Source organism: Streptomyces angustmyceticus (assembly GCF_040701845.1).
Lineage (GTDB): Bacteria > Actinomycetota > Actinomycetes > Streptomycetales > Streptomycetaceae > Streptomyces > Streptomyces angustmyceticus_A.
Genome location: NZ_JBFBHQ010000007.1, coordinates 85,327 through 101,332 on the forward strand (window position 1 = coordinate 85,327; position 16,006 = coordinate 101,332).

Annotated in this window: 17 protein-coding genes; 3 read left to right on the top strand and 14 right to left on the bottom strand. The window is 72.4% G+C overall.

The window, feature by feature from the left end:
* Window positions 1-79: 79 nt before the first annotated feature.
* The 5 genes from AB0411_RS18235 to afsQ1 form a co-directional block, all read right to left on the bottom strand.
* A complete protein-coding gene (locus AB0411_RS18235; RefSeq protein WP_086718837.1) occupies window positions 80-286 on the bottom strand; it encodes a PspC domain-containing protein in 207 nt (68 codons plus the stop codon).
* Window positions 287-331: 45 nt separating this feature from the next.
* A complete protein-coding gene (locus AB0411_RS18240) occupies window positions 332-847 on the bottom strand; it encodes a VanZ family protein (RefSeq protein WP_366418516.1) in 516 nt (171 codons plus the stop codon).
* 152 nt (window positions 848-999) lie between these two features.
* Window positions 1,000-1,620 carry a hypothetical protein gene (locus tag AB0411_RS18245; protein WP_366418313.1) on the bottom strand — a complete coding sequence of 207 codons (621 nt, stop codon included), beginning with the start codon at window positions 1,618-1,620 and terminating at the stop codon, window positions 1,000-1,002.
* On the bottom strand, window positions 1,617-3,413 hold the full coding sequence (locus AB0411_RS18250; RefSeq protein WP_366418314.1) for an ATP-binding protein: 1,797 nt from the start codon (window positions 3,411-3,413) through the stop codon (window positions 1,617-1,619). The genes AB0411_RS18245 and AB0411_RS18250 overlap by 4 nt, the downstream gene beginning before the upstream one ends.
* Window positions 3,410-4,087 (bottom strand): two-component system response regulator AfsQ1, encoded by a 678-nt coding sequence (gene afsQ1, locus AB0411_RS18255; RefSeq protein ID WP_048830120.1) that lies wholly within the window; start codon window positions 4,085-4,087, stop codon window positions 3,410-3,412. The genes AB0411_RS18250 and afsQ1 overlap by 4 nt, the downstream gene beginning before the upstream one ends.
* 224 nt (window positions 4,088-4,311) lie before the next feature.
* Here afsQ1 and AB0411_RS18260 point away from each other — a divergent pair, with 224 nt between their 5' ends.
* A complete protein-coding gene (locus AB0411_RS18260; protein WP_366418315.1) occupies window positions 4,312-5,130 on the top strand; it encodes a SigE family RNA polymerase sigma factor in 819 nt (272 codons plus the stop codon).
* Window positions 5,131-5,350: 220 nt separating this feature from the next.
* On the opposite strand, the gene AB0411_RS18265 is transcribed toward AB0411_RS18260, so the two are convergent.
* Window positions 5,351-6,034 (bottom strand): uridine kinase family protein, encoded by a 684-nt coding sequence (locus tag AB0411_RS18265; RefSeq protein ID WP_403146915.1) that lies wholly within the window; start codon window positions 6,032-6,034, stop codon window positions 5,351-5,353.
* 156 nt (window positions 6,035-6,190) lie between these two features.
* Between AB0411_RS18265 and AB0411_RS18270 the strand changes: the two genes are divergently transcribed.
* Window positions 6,191-6,592 carry a hypothetical protein gene (locus AB0411_RS18270; RefSeq protein WP_366418316.1) on the top strand — a complete coding sequence of 134 codons (402 nt, stop codon included), beginning with the start codon at window positions 6,191-6,193 and terminating at the stop codon, window positions 6,590-6,592.
* Window positions 6,593-6,704: 112 nt separating this feature from the next.
* Here AB0411_RS18270 and AB0411_RS18275 read toward each other — a convergent pair whose 3' ends face one another.
* The 7 genes from AB0411_RS18275 to deoC all read right to left on the bottom strand — a co-directional run bounded on the left by AB0411_RS18275 (window position 6,705) and on the right by deoC (window position 13,190).
* Window positions 6,705-7,415 carry a hypothetical protein gene (locus tag AB0411_RS18275; protein WP_366418317.1) on the bottom strand — a complete coding sequence of 237 codons (711 nt, stop codon included), beginning with the start codon at window positions 7,413-7,415 and terminating at the stop codon, window positions 6,705-6,707.
* Between the two features lie 26 nt (window positions 7,416-7,441).
* Window positions 7,442-8,212: a hypothetical protein gene (locus AB0411_RS18280; protein WP_366418318.1), complete on the bottom strand. Its 771-nt coding sequence runs from the start codon at window positions 8,210-8,212 to the stop codon at window positions 7,442-7,444.
* Window positions 8,213-8,243: 31 nt separating this feature from the next.
* Window positions 8,244-9,425, bottom strand: coding sequence for a WXG100 family type VII secretion target (locus tag AB0411_RS18285; protein WP_366418319.1), 1,182 nt, complete (start codon window positions 9,423-9,425; stop codon window positions 8,244-8,246).
* Window positions 9,422-9,751, bottom strand: coding sequence for a type VII secretion target (locus AB0411_RS18290; RefSeq protein WP_366418320.1), 330 nt, complete (start codon window positions 9,749-9,751; stop codon window positions 9,422-9,424). The genes AB0411_RS18285 and AB0411_RS18290 overlap by 4 nt, the downstream gene beginning before the upstream one ends.
* A 143-nt stretch (window positions 9,752-9,894) precedes the next feature.
* On the bottom strand, window positions 9,895-10,764 hold the full coding sequence (locus AB0411_RS18295; RefSeq protein ID WP_366418321.1) for an aldehyde dehydrogenase family protein: 870 nt from the start codon (window positions 10,762-10,764) through the stop codon (window positions 9,895-9,897).
* Window positions 10,757-12,187: an aldehyde dehydrogenase family protein gene (locus tag AB0411_RS18300; RefSeq protein WP_366418322.1), complete on the bottom strand. Its 1,431-nt coding sequence runs from the start codon at window positions 12,185-12,187 to the stop codon at window positions 10,757-10,759. The genes AB0411_RS18295 and AB0411_RS18300 overlap by 8 nt, the downstream gene beginning before the upstream one ends.
* Before the next feature lie 7 nt (window positions 12,188-12,194).
* Complete coding sequence (gene deoC, locus AB0411_RS18305; protein WP_340487612.1) at window positions 12,195-13,190, bottom strand: deoxyribose-phosphate aldolase; 996 nt, start codon at window positions 13,188-13,190, stop codon at window positions 12,195-12,197.
* A 212-nt stretch (window positions 13,191-13,402) separates the two neighbouring features.
* Between deoC and AB0411_RS18310 the strand changes: the two genes are divergently transcribed.
* Window positions 13,403-14,038 carry a PH domain-containing protein gene (locus tag AB0411_RS18310; RefSeq protein ID WP_366418323.1) on the top strand — a complete coding sequence of 212 codons (636 nt, stop codon included), beginning with the start codon at window positions 13,403-13,405 and terminating at the stop codon, window positions 14,036-14,038.
* A gap of 231 nt (window positions 14,039-14,269) precedes the next feature.
* Here AB0411_RS18310 and AB0411_RS18315 read toward each other — a convergent pair whose 3' ends face one another.
* A complete protein-coding gene (locus AB0411_RS18315) occupies window positions 14,270-15,958 on the bottom strand; it encodes a phospho-sugar mutase (protein ID WP_366418324.1) in 1,689 nt (562 codons plus the stop codon).
* Between the last annotated feature and the right edge of the window lie 48 nt (window positions 15,959-16,006).

Here is a 16,006-nt window from a genome sequence, read left to right on the forward strand (position 1 = left end):
GTGTACGGCCGGTGAGCCGGGCCGCGGGCGGGCGGAGCACCGGATCAGCGGTCCGCGCCGGGCGGCCGCCCCGGGTGGGTCACCAGGCGGCGCCGGTGGCCTTGTCCTCCGACGGGAGGAGTATCCACAGCGCCAGGTAGACCAGGAACTGCGGGCCGGGGAGCAGACACGACACCACGAAGATCACGCGCATCGTCGTCGGGGTCGTACCGAAGCGACGGGCCAGGCCCGCGCACACTCCGGCGATCATTCGGTTGTTGCGGGGGCGGACCAGTGCGGCGGCCATGAGGGCGACTCCTTTTCGACTCCGTGGGGCGTGTGCCCCGATGTCTCAAAGGTAGGTCCGGCTGCCGGAGAGAGCGTCAGCCTGCGGGGCCAGTCCGACCCTGGGGATTCTCGGGGTCGCATCCCCGAGATGCCTGTACCTGCGGCGTAGCCGGCAGCGGGCCCGGGGGACGAGGGCCAGGTGCACCACGGCCACCCCGAGCGTGCCGAGCAGTACCGAGTCGATGTCCGGGACCCGGCCGGGAACCCCTGACTGCAGCAGCTCGATGGCCAGCGCGATCATCGCCCCGGCGAAGGCGGTACGGGTCAGGGACACCAGCGGCGAAACGTTCAGGCGGCCCGCCGAGAGCGGCAGCAGCACACCCAGCGGCGCCAGCAGCAGGACCGAGGCGCCGAGATGCTGTACGACCTCCCACGACGGGCCCCGGGCCAGCTCGGCCCGGATCGTCGCCAGCGGTTCGAGGTTCGCGGCGGGCACCCACGGCACCGTACGGGGACGCAGTGTCAGCCAGCCGACGATCGACAGGTGCGCCACGAGGAGGAGAAGTCCGGTGACGCGCATACGGGGGCCGGCGGTGGCGCCGGGGCCATGGGGCTGCACACAGGCCAGGACGCCGGGAGCGGCGGCTGCGGTTCCGCCCAGTTGCGCCCGTCTTGGTCGGTCCCGCAGGGCCCCTTCGGGGAGCGCCGCCGGCCCTGCCGCGGCGCCCCGTCTCAGCCCTCTTCCGACAGCGGGTCGCCCCATCCGGCGTTCTCCGCGATGTCCGGATTGGCCAGCACATCCGCCGAGCAGTCGTAGCGGTGCGCCGTGTCGTCGCCGGGGCCGCCCAGCACCGCCGCATGGGTGCGGCCCAGCGCGGTGCTCGCGCCGTAGGTGCACACCAGCTGCGCCAGCGCGAACGACGGCAGGTCGTCCGGCCGGATGCTCAGCCGCAGCGCATCCGAGGGATCGCCCGCACGCGGCCCCGAGACCTTCAGGTCCTGGGGGAGCGCGCTGCTGAAGCCGGCCTTCTCCTCGTCGGCGTACGGCTTGCGCTGCAGCTCGTCCAGCAGCGCACGGGCCGTCGGCAGCCGCGGATCGGTGCCCTCGGCCGGGGGCACCGCCCGCTCGACCTGTGCCAGCGCCGAGCCGCACACCAGATACACGCTCGTCGAGGTGCTCTCGCCGGACGCGTCCGGTCGCGCCGGGCTCACCGGGGCCTTGCAGCTCACCCGGGAGGGCGCGCCGCCCGCGTCGACAGGTACGGACGTGCCGCGGATCCCGCAGCCCGCCGCGGCGAGCGCGAGCACCGCCGCGGCGGCGGCGCGCCGTCCGGTCCGCCTGGTCGCCGTCATCGCCCGCCCTCCGTGCCCTCGCCGGCCGTGCCGTCCTGCCTATCGCCGTCCGTCAGCGGGGAGGCGTCCATCGGCAGCCGCAGGGTGAAGACCGCGCCGCCCTCGGGGAGGTTGGCCGCGGTGATCTCCCCGCCGTGGATGTGTGCGTTCTCCATGGCGATCGACAGGCCCAGCCCGCTGCCCTCCGACCGCGGCCGGGAGGCGCTCGCCTTGTAGAAGCGGTCGAAGACGTGCGGGAGGACCTCCTCCGGGATGCCGGGGCCGTGGTCCCGTACGCGGATCACCAGCTGCCCGCTCCCGGACCGCCCCTCGCCCGGGGCGCGCCCGGACTCCTCCGGCCCGTCGTCCCCCGCAGCGGCCGCCGCCACGCCGGCCGCATCGGCCCCGGCCGGGCCGCCACCGCCGGAGACGGCCGTGCTGCCCGTCCGGCCGCTCTCGCCGCCGTCCGGCACCCCTTCCGTGCGCACCGAGACCCGCACCGGCGAGCCGCCGTGCTTGAGGGCGTTGCCGATCAGGTTCGCCAGGATCACATCGAGCCGCCGCGGGTCCAGCCGGGCCACGATGCCGCGGTCCGCGTCGAGTTCGACCGCGTCCAGCCAGGCCCGCGCGTCGATACAGGCGGTCACCTGGTCCGCGACATCGACGTCGTCGAGCACGAGCCGGGCCGTGCCCGCGTCGAAGCGGGTGACCTCCATGAGGTTCTCCACGAGGTCGTTGAGCCGCCGGGTCTCGCTGACCACCAGCTGCACCGCCGGCGCGATCATCGGATCGAGGTCGTCGGCCTCCTCCTCCAGCACCTCGGAGACCGCGGTGATCGCGGTCAGCGGCGTCCGCAGCTCGTGCGACATGTCCGCGACGAACCGCCGGGAGGCCGCCTCGCGTCCGCTCAGCTCCTCGACCCGCTGCTCCAGCCGCTCCGCCGTCCGGTTGAACGTCCGGGAGAGGTCGGCCAGTTCGTCCGTGCCGGTCACCCGCAGCCGGGTGTCCAGGCGCCCCTCGCCGAGCTGCCGCGCGGCGTGTCCCAGCCGCTGGACGGGCCGCAGCACCGTCGTCGCCGCGGCCTGTGCCAGCAGCGCCGAGCCGACCAGCGCGAGCGCGGTCGCGATGCCCAGGGACCAGGCCAGCGAGTTGAGGTCCTGCCGCTCGGCGGCCAGCGACTTCATCATGTAGCCGGTGGGCCCGCCGCCGATCACCTTCGCCCCGGCGACGAGGTAGGGGGTGTCCTCGATCTGCTTGCGCTGCCAGTAGAGGTGGTGCGGGTAGCGGTTGGCGTCGTCGACCGGGCGCACCTCGTTGACCGCCTTGCGCAGCGGCACGGGCACGTTCCCGAGCGTCAGCAGGTCCTTGTCGGTGGTGGCGGCGCAGTCCTTGCCCTCGCGGTCCACCCCGATCAGCAGTACCGCGTAGTTCTGCGGCCCGCCCGCCATCTGCCGGGCGGCGTCCTGGAGTTCGGCGCACCGCGGATGCAGCGGCAGCGACCGGGTGCTGTCCTCCAGCGCCTTGCGGAAGTCCTTGAGGACGGCGTTCTGGGTGCGGTCCAGGACGGTGTTGCGGTTGAGCCAGTACGCGATGCCCGAGGCGGAGACCGCGGCGGTCAGCGCCACCAGCGCGAAGACCACGACCAGCCGCAGTCGCAGACTGGTCCAGCGCAGCAGCCCCGACGGGCGGCCCAGTATCCGCAGCATCCGCCGCCCCGCCGAGGGCCTGCCGGCGTCCCCGGCCGCGCCGGCACCCCCGGTCCCGCCGTCCGCACCGTCCTCCGTCGGCGCGCCGCTCGTGGCACGCTCCCTCACTGCGGCGAGTCCAGCCGGTAGCCGACGCCACGGACCGTACGGATCAGGGTCGGTGAGGACGGCACGTCCTCCACCTTGGCGCGCAGCCGCTGGACGCACGCGTCCACCAGGCGGGAGTCGCCGAGGTAGTCGTGCTCCCACACCAGCCGCAGCAACTGCTGGCGGGACAGGGCCTGGCCGGGCCTGCGGCTCAGCTCCAGCAGCAACCGCAGCTCGGTCGGTGTCAGTTGCAGGTCCTCGCCGTTCTTGGTGACCGTCATCGCCGACCGGTCGATCATCAGCGAGCCGAACGTCGCCGAGTCGCTGGACTCGCGCTCGCCGCGCCGCAGCACGGCCCGGATACGGGCGTCCAGCACCCTGCCCTGCACCGGTTTGACGACATAGTCGTCGGCGCCGGACTCCAGGCCCACCACGACGTCGATGTCGTCGTTGCGCGCCGTGAGCAGAATGATGGGCAGCTGGTCCGTACGCCTGATCCGCCGGCACACCTCGAAACCGTCGATGCCCGGCAGCATCACATCCAGCACGATCAGGTCCGGGCGCTGCTCGCGCAGCAGCTTCAGGCCGTCCTCGCCCGTCGCCGCGGTCACCACACGGTGACCCTGGCGCGACAGCGAGAGTTCGAGGGCCGTGCGGATGGCGTCGTCGTCCTCGATCAGCAACAGGAAAGGCACCTCGCCATTCTGGCCCATGGGACGCCTGGAGATCGACCAGTGGCGCTCTCGTACACAAGCCCCGCACCCGCGAGCCGCCCGCGACGCGCCGCACCCACCCCTGTGACAGGCCTGTGACAGTCGACGGACAACGCGATGAAACTGGGTTGGCAGTCTTTGGGGCATCGGGAGAGATCAACACCCGGACACACCGAACGAGCTGGCTCTACGACGGGGGGCGCGAGATGAACACACTGCACGGCACCACGAACAGCGCAGTTATCACGCGGCTCCACGACGTCGTCAGGTCCGGCGACAAGCCCGGTGTCACCGGGGGCAGCGCCCTTCGGGGATGCGCCCGCGGCATCGGGCGCCAGCGGCCGCCGTACATGGTGGCCATCGATGCCACGACGGTCACGGTCAACGGGACCGACGGGGAAAACGGGGGGCACGGGGGCAACGCCGCCCACGGGGGGAACAACGGGGGAGCGGAGTACGGGGAGGCCACGGGGGAACGGCGTTCCCCGGCGGAGACGGCGGAGGCCGAAGCGGCCTTCACCGCCTACGTCCAGGAGCGCCGCGCCTCCCTGTACGCCACCGCCTACCACCTGACCGGTGACCGCTACGAGGCCGAGGACCTGCTGCAGAGCGCGCTGTTCTCGACCTACCGGGCATGGGACCGGATCAGCGACAAGGCCGCGCTCGGCGGCTACCTGCGCCGCACCATGACCAACCTGCACATCAGCGCCTGGCGCCGGCGCAAGCTCAACGAGTACCCGACCGAGGAGCTGCCGGAGACGGCGGCCGACGTGGACGCGATGCGCGGCACCGAGCTGCGCGCCGTGCTGTGGCAGGCGCTGGTCCGGCTGCCCGAGACGCAGCGCACGATGCTGGTGCTGCGCTACTACGAGGGCCGCACGGACCCGGAGATCGCAGACATCCTCGACATCAGTGTCGGCACGGTGAAGTCGAGCATCTGGCGCGCCCTGCGCCGGCTGCGCGAGGACGAGGTCCTCAGCTTCGGCCGTGACCAGGAAGAGTCCTTCGGCGAGCTGGTGGCCTGAGGATCGGGGGGCCCGAGGGGGGACCAGGGGGAACGCCCGAGGGGAAAAGGGGAAAGGGGATACGGGGGAAACCGGCGGAAGCGGAGTAATCCGAACAAGCCGGACGTATCGGGGGATACGGGGGATCACGGGGGAAGAAGAAGCGGGTTCGGGCGGCCGGGGGGTCTGTCCGAGCCCGCTTCTTCGTGCGCAGAAAACCGGAGCGGGGCAGTGCTGCCCGTCAGGAACGGACGGCCGCGCCGACCGCGTCCACCGCCCGCGCCGCCGCTATCCGGGCCAGTGCCTCCGGCTTGGCGCAGGGGTGCGCGCCCAGCGCGGTGTGCCGGGCCACGATGGACCGCTCGCCGCGCAGCAGACGCAGTCCCCGGCGGACCAGGTACGGGGCCGACTTACGGCCCTCGCGCAGATCCCGTACCAGCCGGCGCCGGAACGTGGTCGTCGGGCGGCCGCGCAGGCACAGCGCGTCGGCCAGCAGGCCCGCCGCCCGGCAGTCCGCGATGACATCGGCCGCGAAGACGCCCTCCGCGATGAACAGCGGGGCGCCGCCGAGGTCGAGTCCCGTCACGCCGACCCGGGCGCTGGCCGCGATGTCGTAGACCGGGACCTCGGTGCGCCCCGAACGGCACAGGTCGCCGATGGCCGCGACCGCGGCGGAGGCGTCCCAGGACAGCGGCGCGTCCCAGTCGGCGCCGCCCCCGTCGGGCAGTTGCGGCAGCGTCGGGTCCGTCGCCTCCTTGTAGAAGTCGTCGAGACGGAGGACGGGCAGTCCGCTGCGCTCGGCCAGTGACGTCTTGCCGGAGCCCGAAGGGCCGGTCAGCAGGATGACCCGGGTGGCGGCGCCTCCCCGCTCGCGCGGCGTCGAGAGCTGGGGGGAGGGCGGCGGGGGGCAGGAGTGGGAGCTCACGGGCAGCCATTGTCGCGTATGGGGCCGTGTGGGGTACCCCTGGCGCGCGAGGTGGATCGGCCGGTTCCGTCTCAACTACGCTACGCAGTCAATCGATTACCCGACTGCTCTCGCTCGTACAGCGCTTCGACCCTCTTCGATCCCAGGCAGGTGCCCATGCCCTCCCACGCACGTCCCAAGCCCAGCCGCTTTCCCCGCACTCTGCTGCGGGCGGGGCTGGTGATCTCCGCGGCCGGCGCCGCGCTCGCGACGGGCGGTGCGGCCACGGCGTCCGCCGCCCCCGCGTCCGCGGAACGCAGCACCGACACCGGCGCCACGGCCTCCGCCCTGACCGGCGCCCTGCTCAACACCGCGGCCGGCGGACTCGCCCCGGTCAAGAACCTTCAGGTGAACCCGCTGGCCAACACCCCCGTCGACCCGCTGGCCAACGCCGTCAGCACCCAGATCGCCGACTTCAAGCCGGTGGGCACCACGCTGCTGACCGGCGCCCTCTCGAAGGGCGGCGCGCTCAAGGACCTGCCGCTGGTCGGGACGTTGACGAGGGTGCTGCCGGGGTGAGACCGGGGCGGCCGCGGGCGCCGGCCGGCTGAGATCCAGGCCGCCGGGCGCTGCCCCGGCGGCCCTCAGCCGCCGGGACCGGTCGTCGCGCCCGCCGCCGCGCCCTCCGGGCTCAGCGCCCGTGGAAGGCCGTGACCATCGCCTGCATGTCCTCCTGGAACGAACAGCACAGCGCCAGCCACGAGCCGTCGACGAAGACCAGGTCGAAGCGGCCGCGGGGGAACGTCATACGCGGCCTGGGCCGCAGCTCCGCGATGTTCGACAGCTGGATCTGGACGGCGACTTCCAGCTCGGGCTCGCGCTCCCGCCACCCGGTGGCCTGGTCCGTCAGCACGAACAGCCGGCGGTCGGTGAGCGCCTGATGCCGGGGCTCGCCGCCCGCGTTGGTGACCTGGACGAGGAACCGGCCGGCCATGCTGGACCAGTCGCCCTCCATGGTCTTGCCGAACAGCGCGCGGTTCGCCGCGTCGTCGAGGGCGTCCTCGATGTTCTCCTGGGCCTCGTTCAGGCTCTCGGCGACCGTGCCGACCACACGCGTCGCCCGGTTGTCGAGCAGCTGGTTGTTGAGCAGGCGGCTGTCGGACGGTCGGCTGTTCGACGGTCGGCCGGAGGCGACCGCACCCGACGGCTGCGATGCCTTGTCGAGGATGTCGCTCAGCTTTCCCAGGAGGCCCTTTGCGCGCGGCGGCTGCTTGCGGGGCACCCGAAGATGAGCGGGCACGAGCGGGAGATCCGGGTACTCGTGGTAGTCCCGGGCCTCCCGTAGTACTTCGCCGGGGTGGAGGAACTGTCGGCAGGGCGTCGCATGGTCGATCTTCGGCACGTGGTCAGCTTCCCCGGATCATGTCTTCAGACGCCGCGGTTGAAGGCGGCGACAATGCCCTCCATGTTCTCGCGGTGCAGACTGCCCAGGGCGATCCACGAACCGTCGACGAAGGTGACGTCGAACCGCCCCTTGGTGACGGTCTTCGAATGCGCGGTGACCCGGGCGATGTTCGTACGGGGCACCGCCACCCCGAGATCACACTTCGGGGTGCCGTCCAGCCAGCTCTTGTTGCGGTTCACGAGCACGATCAGCCGGCGGTCGGTCAGCGCCTGAAATCGGGGCTCGTCGCCCGCGTTCGTCAGATCGACCAGGAAACGCCCGGCCATGCTCGACCAGCCGCCCTCCATGGACTTGCCATACATCATGCGCTCGATGGCGTCGGACGCGGCGTCCTCGATCGTCTCCTGAATCTCGAACACCGCCTCGCTGAGATCGCGGTCCGGCCGCCTCCCGCCGTTGCCGCCGAAGTCTCCGGCGGCATACGTGGCGACGGATTCGCCCTCTCCGCCGACGGGCCGCGGCGCGCTCTTGTCGGCGGACCCGCTGACGGCCCGGGTCACGGGATTGTTCGCCAGTCGGTTGCTGATCGCCGGGCCCAGCGGCTTCGTCACCTTGCCCAGAGCGTTCCCCAGTGCGCCCCGTACCCGCTGTTCGAGAGGGGACGGGGTGCGCGGGGTGCGCAGCTCGGCAGGGACGAAGGGCAGCGCCGCATTGTGGCAGTAGTCCGAGGCGATGATCAGCCTTTCCCCTGGCTGGAGGAAAGGAGGAAAGCAGTCGCGGTAAAACGGCTTCATCCGGTGCCGCTCCTCTCGTCTGGTGTGCGGCTCAGCCGAACGGGTTGTCGGGATCGCGGGGCGCGGTCGTCCGGGCCGCCGCCGGCATGGTGGTCACTCCGGGATTCTCCTCGACGGCCGGTTCGCGGTAGCGGCTGAGCGGGTCCTGGGCGACGGGCTGGTCGGGCAGCGACGCGAACCCCGGGTCCGGGGCGGTGGGCCGTCCGCCGGGCAGGGGGGAGACCGGCTCCTGGACGTCGCGCGACGGGACGAAGCCCGGCGCGGGCGGCAGATGCACCTCGCTGTGCGCGGGCCGGGGCGAACCGAGGCCGGACAGGGGCGAGCTGTTGTCGCCGGACGAGGAGGACTTGTCGCCGGTCAGGAACTCATCGATCTCCTCGGCCGCGTGATCGACGGCGACTCCCGCCGCGGCGCCCAGGGGAGTGCCGCTGAAACCGAGGCCACCCATCCCGATGGCGGCGCCCGCCTTCAGCGGGGTCTTGATGGCCTTGAGCGCCTTCTTGGCGCCCTGTCCCATCAGGAACGCCTCCCTCTGCGCCGGGTCGCTCATGTGCTTCCAGGTCCAGGGCTTCATCTTCTTGACCTTGGAGAGCTTCGTCAGCTTCTTCGCCCGCTTGAGCAACTTCAGAATGTTGGAGAGGGACTTGAGATTACTGCCGAGCTTGTACACCACTTCGGCGATACGGCTCGTGGCGACGCTGGCCTCGGTCGCGGCCATCGCGGCCTCGCCGGCCCATGAGAGACCCGCGGTCACGACGGTCAGGGCCAGCGCCGCTGCCAGTGTGATCAGGGCCCACTCGATGAGCTCCTGGATGATGGCCTCGACCATCTCCTGGGCGAACTGGGCCTGCTCGGCAGCCCCCTCCAGGACGTCGGCCGTCTTGTCCATGTCATCGGCTTCCGCCTCCATGGCGGTTTCCAGCTCGGCGAGGTAGCCCTGGAGGGCCTCGGCGGCCTCACCGGTCCACTCGTGCGCGAGATCCGAACGGTCGCGCCGCTGGTCGGCCACGACGTCCCGGAGCTCGTTCGCCTTGTCCCGCCACAGCTTGGCCGCTTCCTTGAGCGTCTCCGGATCGCCGGTCACGCACTCCAGCTGGTCTGCGAGCGGTTCGACGAGCGGACGCATGATCTCGTCCACGAGACCGCTCATCCCGCTCATCCAGTCGTTGACCTTGTTGTAGGCGCCGACAGCCGTCGATGCGGGCCCGCTCATCGGTTGCCACCCCCGTGGTGCACGCTGTTCAGTGCCCGGACGGTCTCGTCATCGCTGTCCTGGTAGGACTGCGCGGTAGTCGTGACGCCCTCGCTGATCTTCTCCTGCAAGGTGGCGATGTCCTCGAGGGTTTCCAGGGTGTCCTCCTGGCGTTCCTCGTAGTCGTTGCTGATCTCCTCCGACTCCGGGAGCTTCCCGAAGGCTTCGCGGTGCACGGAGTGCGAGGCGAGGCTGCTGCGGATCGACCGCACCTTCTCGGCCCGCTGATCGGCACTCCTGGCGAACTTGTGCAGCGCTTCCTGGGCAGCGCTGAATTGCTCCGGCACGAAATCTCCCCCGTTGAACGTCGATGGCGTGCAGTGACGTCAATCGTAGTTAACGGATCGGACAGCCGTGCGGGGCCCCGCCCTTCCGGCGAGGCCCCGCGGGGGCATTGGTGACGGCATGTCATAAGGCCGCCAGAGCAGGCCTAAACGCCCATCGGGTGCCACACCGTCTTCGTCTCCAGGAAGCTCAGCAGGCGGCCGGTCCCGGGGTCGGCGGTCCAGTTCGGCGCGGCCGGGCGCAGGACCCGCTTGAGGTTGTCGGCCGCGGCCGTCTCCAGCTCCTCGGCCAGTGCCTCGTCGGCGCCCGCGAGGTCGAGGGCGTTGACGTCCTGGTGGGCGGCGAGCGGAGCGCCCAGCTCCGCGGTGCGGCCCGAGAGGATGTTGACCACGCCGCCCGGGAGGTCGGACGTGGCGAGCGCCTCGGCCAGCGAGAGGGCGGGCAGCGGGGCGTTCTCGGCGGCCGCCACGACCACCGTGTTGCCGGTGACGATCGCCGGGGCGATTACCGAGACCAGGCCGAGGAAGGACGAGTCCTGGGGGGCCAGGACCGCGACCACGCCGGTCGGTTCGGGGGCGGAGAGGTTGAAGTACGGGCCGGCCACCGGGTTGGCGCCGCCGGCGATCTGGGCGACCTTGTCGGACCAGCCCGCGTACCAGACCCAGCGGTCGATCGCCGCGTCCACCTGCGCCGCGGCCTTCGCCTTGGACAGGCCCTCGGCGGCGGCCACCTCGGCGGTGAACTGGTCGCGGCGGCCCTCCAGCATCTCGGCGATGCGGTAGAGGATCTGCCCGCGGTTGTAGGCCGTCGCGCCCGACCAGCCGCCGAACGCCTTGCGGGCGGCGGTCACCGCGTCGCGGGCGTCCTTGCGGGAGGCCAGCGGCGCGTTGGCGAGCCATGTGCCCTTGGAGTCGGTCACCTCGTACACCCGCCCGCTCTCGGACCGGGGGAACTTGCCCCCGACGTACAGCTTGTAGGTCTTGAAGACGGCGAGTCGGCCAGTCAGCTCAGACATTGAGGTACGCCTCCAGACCGTGCCGGCCGCCCTCGCGGCCGTAGCCCGACTCCTTGTAGCCGCCGAAGGGCGAGGCCGGGTCGAACTTGTTGAACGTGTTGGACCAGATGACGCCCGCGCGCAGCTTGTTCGCCATCCACAGCATCCGCGAGCCCTTCTCCGTCCAGATGCCGGCGGAGAGGCCGTAGGGGGTGTTGTTGGCCTTCTCCACGGCCTCCGCGGGGGTGCGGAAGGTCAGCACGGACAGCACCGGGCCGAAGATCTCCTCCCGGGCGATGCGGTGCGCCTGGGTGACGCCGGTGAACAGCGTCGGGGCGAACCAGTAGCCGGAGGAGGGGAGTTCGCACGAGGGCGACCAGCGCTCGGCGCCCTCGGCCTCGCCGGCGTCGGCCAGCGCGGTGATCCGGGCCAGCTGCTCGGCGGAGTTGATGGCGCCGATGTCGGTGTTCTTGTCGAGCGGATCGCCCACGCGCAGGGTCCGCATCCGGCGCTTGAGGGCCTCCAGCAGCTCGTCGGCCACCGACTCCTGGACCAGCAGGCGCGAGCCCGCGCAGCAGACGTGGCCCTGGTTGAAGAAGATGCCGTTGACGATGCCCTCGACGGCCTGGTCGAGCGGCGCGTCGTCGAAGACGATGTTCGCCGCCTTGCCGCCCAGCTCCAGGGTGACCTTCTTCTCCGTGCCGGCGACCGTACGGGCGATGGCCTTGCCGACCTCGGTGGAGCCGGTGAAGGCGACCTTGTCGATGCCGGGGTGCCCGACCAGCGCCGCGCCCGTGGAGCCCTCGCCCGTCAGGATGTTGACGACACCCTTGGGCAGGCCCGCCTGGCGGCAGATGTCCGCGAAGAACAGGGCGGAGAGCGGGGTGGTCTCGGCGGGCTTGAGGACGACCGTGTTGCCGGTCGCCAGCGCCGGGGCGATCTTCCACGCCAGCATCAGCAGGGGGAAGTTCCAGGGGATGACCTGGCCCGCGACGCCCAGGGGGCGGGGGTTGGGGCCGTAGCCCGCGTGGTCGAGCTTGTCGGCCCAGCCCGCGTAGTAGAAGAAGTGCGCGGCGACCAGCGGCAGGTCGGCGTCGCGGGACTCGCGGATCGGCTTGCCGTTGTCCAGCGACTCCAGCACGGCCAGCTCGCGCGAGCGCTCCTGGATGATCCGGGCGATCCGGAAGAGGTACTTGGCGCGCTCGGCGCCGGGCAGCGCGGACCACTTCTCGAAGGCCTTGCGGGCGGCCTTCACGGCGCGGTCGACGTCGTCGGCGCTCGCCTGGGCGACCTCGGAGAGGACCTCCTCGGTCGACGGGGAGACGGTCTTGAAGACCTTGCCGTCGGAGGCCGGTGCGAACTCGCCGTCGATGAACAGGCCGTAGGACGGCGCGATGTCGACGACCGCGCGGGACTCGGGGGCGGGTGCGTAATCGAAGGTCATGGGAGCCTCAGTCCACCGTGACGTAGTCGGGGCCGGAGTAGCGGCCGGTGCTGAGCTTCTGGCGCTGCATCAGCAGGTCGTTGAGGAGGCTGGAGGCGCCGAAGCGGAACCAGTCGGCGGTCAGCCAGGGCTCGCCGAGGGTCTCGTTGACCATGACCAGGTACTTGATCGCGTCCTTGGTCGTCCGGATGCCGCCGGCCGGCTTCACGCCGACCTGGACGCCGGTCGCGGCGTGGAAGTCGCGGACCGCCTCCAGCATCAGGAGGGTGACCGGCGGGGTGGCGTTGACGGCGACCTTGCCGGTGGAGGTCTTGATGAAGTCGGCGCCCGCGAGCATCGCCAGCCAGGAGACCCGGCGGACGTTGTCGTACGTCTGGAGCTCACCGGTCTCGAAGATGACCTTGAGGTGGGCCGCGCTGCCATCGGGGCGGGCGCAGGCCTCCTTGACGGCCTTGATCTCCTCGAAGACGTCCATGTAGCGGCCGGAGAGGAAGGCGCCCCGGTCGATCACCATGTCGATCTCGTCGGCGCCGGCCGCGACCGCGTCCCGGGTGTCGGCGAGCTTGACCGGCAGTGCGGCGCGGCCGGCCGGGAAGGCGGTGGCGACGGACGCGACGTGGATGCCGGAGTCGCCGAGCGCCTCCTTGGCCGTCGCGACCATGTCCGGGTAGACGCAGATCGCCGCGACCTTGGGGCTGGTGCGGTCGGTGGGGTCGGGGTGGACGCCCTTCGCGCACAGCGCCCGGACCTTGCCCGGGGTGTCCGCGCCTTCGAGGGTCGTCAGGTCGATCATCGAGATGGCGAGATCGATGGCGTACGCCTTCGCCGTCGTCTTGATCGAGCGGGTGCCGAGGGTGGCGGCGCGGGCCTCGAGGCCGACCGCGTCGACGCCCGGGAGGCCGTGGAGGAAGCGGCGCAGCGCACCGTCGTCGGCGGTCACGTCCGCCATTGACGCCAGACGCCCCGCGGCTTCCTTGCCGTATGCGGGAACAGTGATGGGCATGGTCACGAGGGGAGCATATCTACGCGCGTAGCACCATGTCATCCCCTTCGGCCGTCCGAATCCGGCCGGGTGCGCGGCCGCCGGCGGGGCGACATGCCCGGTCCCGGGCCCCGGACGCGGCCGTCCCCGTGCCCCGGGCGGCCTTCGGCCCGCGCGCGAATGATGCCGTAACGCAATGTCCGGCATCCGGACGGTCAGGCAGAATCGGCGGCATGACGACCCAGGACCGGTCCACCCCGCCCCCGCAGCAGTACGCGGAGCGCAGCTACCGTTCGCCCGCGGCCCTCGCGGGCGGCGTGCTGCTCCTCGCGCTCGGCGGCTGGCTCGGCGGCGACGCACTGCTGCGGGGCGCCGCGCACACCAAGCTCATGGCGGTGTTCGCGCTGCTCCTCGGGGTGCCGCTGGTGATCGCCTACACGCTGCGGCCGCTGGTGCGGGCGGGCGAGGACCGGCTGACGGTGCGCAATCCGTTCCGCACGGTCACGCTGCCGTGGGGCGCGGTGGAGACGCTGCGCGCGGCGTTCTCCACCGAGGCGGTCAGCACCGCCGGCACGACCTACCAGCTGTGGGCGATCCCGGTCTCGCTGCGGCAGCGCAAGAAGGCCAGCCGGCAGGCGCGGCGAGGGGCCGGCTCCGGGCCGCGGTTCGGGCCGCACGCCGGTGCGGGGGAGGACGGATCCGTGCAGCGGGCCGTCGCCGACCAGGCCCTCGTCGAGCTCCGCGAGGTCAAGGAGCGCGCCGCCGGCCGCGAGAGCGCCCAGGGCGAGCCGGTGGTGCGCTGGTCGTACGAGACCATCGCCCCGATGGTGGTGGGCGCGTTCGGGCTGGTCGTGATGGCGGCCCTGTAGGGGCGGTGCGCCCCGGCGGGCGGCGGCGGTGCTGTCCGGCCGACGCCGAGGGGCCGACGCCGACCGGCGGAAGCCCACGGGCGGTTGCCGACGGGGCGCTGCCGACGGGCGGGCGCCGACGGCCCGAAGACGACGTGCAGACGCCGCCCGGGCGGGCGCCGACGAGCCGGCGTCGCCGCCCGGCCCGCCGGCACGGAGCGCCGCCGGCGCCCCGTCACCGCCCCCCTCGGCTCAGATTCCGGCCGCCGCCGCCAGGTCCCGCTTGACGGACGCCAGGGCCGCGGCGGCCTTCGTCCGGGCCTCGGACAGGGCCTCGCGGGAGGCCACCGGGACCACGACCTCCAGATAGCACTTGAGCTTCGGCTCGGTGCCGCTGGGGCGGACCACCACGCGGGCGGCCTCGATGCCGGCCTCCGGCGAGCCGGACAGGTAGTAGCGCAGGCCGTCGGTCGGCGGCAGCGTCTCCGTGCCCCGGTCCAGGTCGTCGGCGCGCGTCACGGCCAGGCCCGCCAGCGTGGTCGGCGGCTGCTCGCGCAGCGTGCGCATGGCACCGGCGATCAGGGACAGGTCCTCGACGCGGACCGAGAGCTGGTCGGTGGCGTGCAGACCGTGCGCCAGGGCGAGGTCGTCGAGCAGGTCGGCGAGGGTGCGGCCGGACTGCTTGAGTTCCGCGGCCAGTTCGGTGATCAGCAGGGCGGCGGTGATGCCGTCCTTGTCGCGCACGCCCTGGGGGTCGACGCAGTAGCCGAGCGCCTCCTCGAAGGCGTACCGCAGGCCGTCCACCCGGGCCAGCCACTTGAAGCCGGTCAGTGTCTCCTCGTACGGCAGCGACGAGGCGGCCGCGATACGGGACAGCAGCTGGGAGGAGACGATGGTCGTCGCGAAGGTGCCGGACGCGCGCTTGCCCACCAGGTGGGCGGCGAGCAGCGCGCCGACCTCGTCGCCGCGCAGCATCCGCCAGCCGTCCGGGGTGCCGGGGGCGGGGACGGCGACGGCGCAGCGGTCCGCGTCGGGGTCGTTGGCGATCACGATGTCGACGCCGGCGGTGTTCCGGGCGGTGGCGAACGCGAGGTCCATCGCGCCCGGCTCCTCCGGATTGGGGAACGCGACCGTCGGGAAGTCCGGGTCCGGCTCGGCCTGCTCGGCGACGACGGTCGGGGCCGGGAAGCCGGCCCGGGCGAAGGCGGCGACGAGGGTGTCCCGGCCGACGCCGTGCATCGGCGTGTAGACGACCTCGGTGTTCCGGGGTGAGCCCGGCGTCAGCACCGCGTCCGTACGCGCCAGATAGGCGTCCAGGACGGCTTCGTCGAGGGTTTCCCAGCCGTCCTCGGGGCGCGGGACGCCCGACAGCGGGCCGACCGCGGCGATCCGGTCGGCGATCTCGCCGTCCGCGGGCGGCACGATCTGCGAGCCGTCGCCCAGGTAGACCTTGTAGCCGTTGTCGCGCGGCGGGTTGTGGCTGGCGGTGACCTCGACACCGGCCACCGCGCCCAGGTGCCTTATCGCGAAGGCCAGGACCGGGGTGGGCAGCGGGCGCGGCAGCACCGCGGCGCGCAGGCCGGCGCCGACCATCACGGCCGCCGTGTCGCGGGCGAAGTCGGCGCTCTTGTGGCGGGCGTCGTAGCCGATGACGACCAGCCCCGCGCCGTCGCCCTGCGCCTTGAGGTACGCGGCGAGGCCGGCCGCCGCCCGGATGACCACCGAGCGGTTCATCCGCATCGGGCCCGCGCCCAGCTCCCCGCGGAGCCCGGCGGTGCCGAACTGGAGGGTGCCGGCGAACCGGGCGGCCAGCTCGGCCGCGATCTCCTCGTCGTCGGCGGCCTCGATGAGCTTGGACAGCTCTTCCCCGGTCTCCGGGTCGGGGTCCTCGGCCAGCCATGCCTGGGCCCGGTTGATCAGCTCCGCGGGATCGGTAGCCACGTGATGCTCCTGACGGTGGATGCGGGTGGGGGCGCGCCGGGGGCGGCG

Coding starts and splice junctions, on each gene's coding strand:
- AB0411_RS18295 (WP_366418321.1), bottom strand. CDS start 10,764: ATGTCTGAGCTGACTGGCCGACTCGCCGTCTTCAAGACCTACAAGCTG.
- deoC (WP_340487612.1), bottom strand. CDS start 13,190: ATGCCCATCACTGTTCCCGCATACGGCAAGGAAGCCGCGGGGCGTCTG.
- AB0411_RS18280 (WP_366418318.1), bottom strand. CDS start 8,212: ATGAAGCCGTTTTACCGCGACTGCTTTCCTCCTTTCCTCCAGCCAGGG.
- AB0411_RS18235 (WP_086718837.1), bottom strand. CDS start 286: ATGGCCGCCGCACTGGTCCGCCCCCGCAACAACCGAATGATCGCCGGA.
- AB0411_RS18260 (WP_366418315.1), top strand. CDS start 4,312: ATGAACACACTGCACGGCACCACGAACAGCGCAGTTATCACGCGGCTC.
- AB0411_RS18310 (WP_366418323.1), top strand. CDS start 13,403: ATGACGACCCAGGACCGGTCCACCCCGCCCCCGCAGCAGTACGCGGAG.
- AB0411_RS18240 (WP_366418516.1), bottom strand. CDS start 847: ATGCGCGTCACCGGACTTCTCCTCCTCGTGGCGCACCTGTCGATCGTC.
- AB0411_RS18245 (WP_366418313.1), bottom strand. CDS start 1,620: ATGACGGCGACCAGGCGGACCGGACGGCGCGCCGCCGCCGCGGCGGTG.
- AB0411_RS18270 (WP_366418316.1), top strand. CDS start 6,191: ATGCCCTCCCACGCACGTCCCAAGCCCAGCCGCTTTCCCCGCACTCTG.
- AB0411_RS18285 (WP_366418319.1), bottom strand. CDS start 9,425: ATGAGCGGGCCCGCATCGACGGCTGTCGGCGCCTACAACAAGGTCAAC.
- AB0411_RS18300 (WP_366418322.1), bottom strand. CDS start 12,187: ATGACCTTCGATTACGCACCCGCCCCCGAGTCCCGCGCGGTCGTCGAC.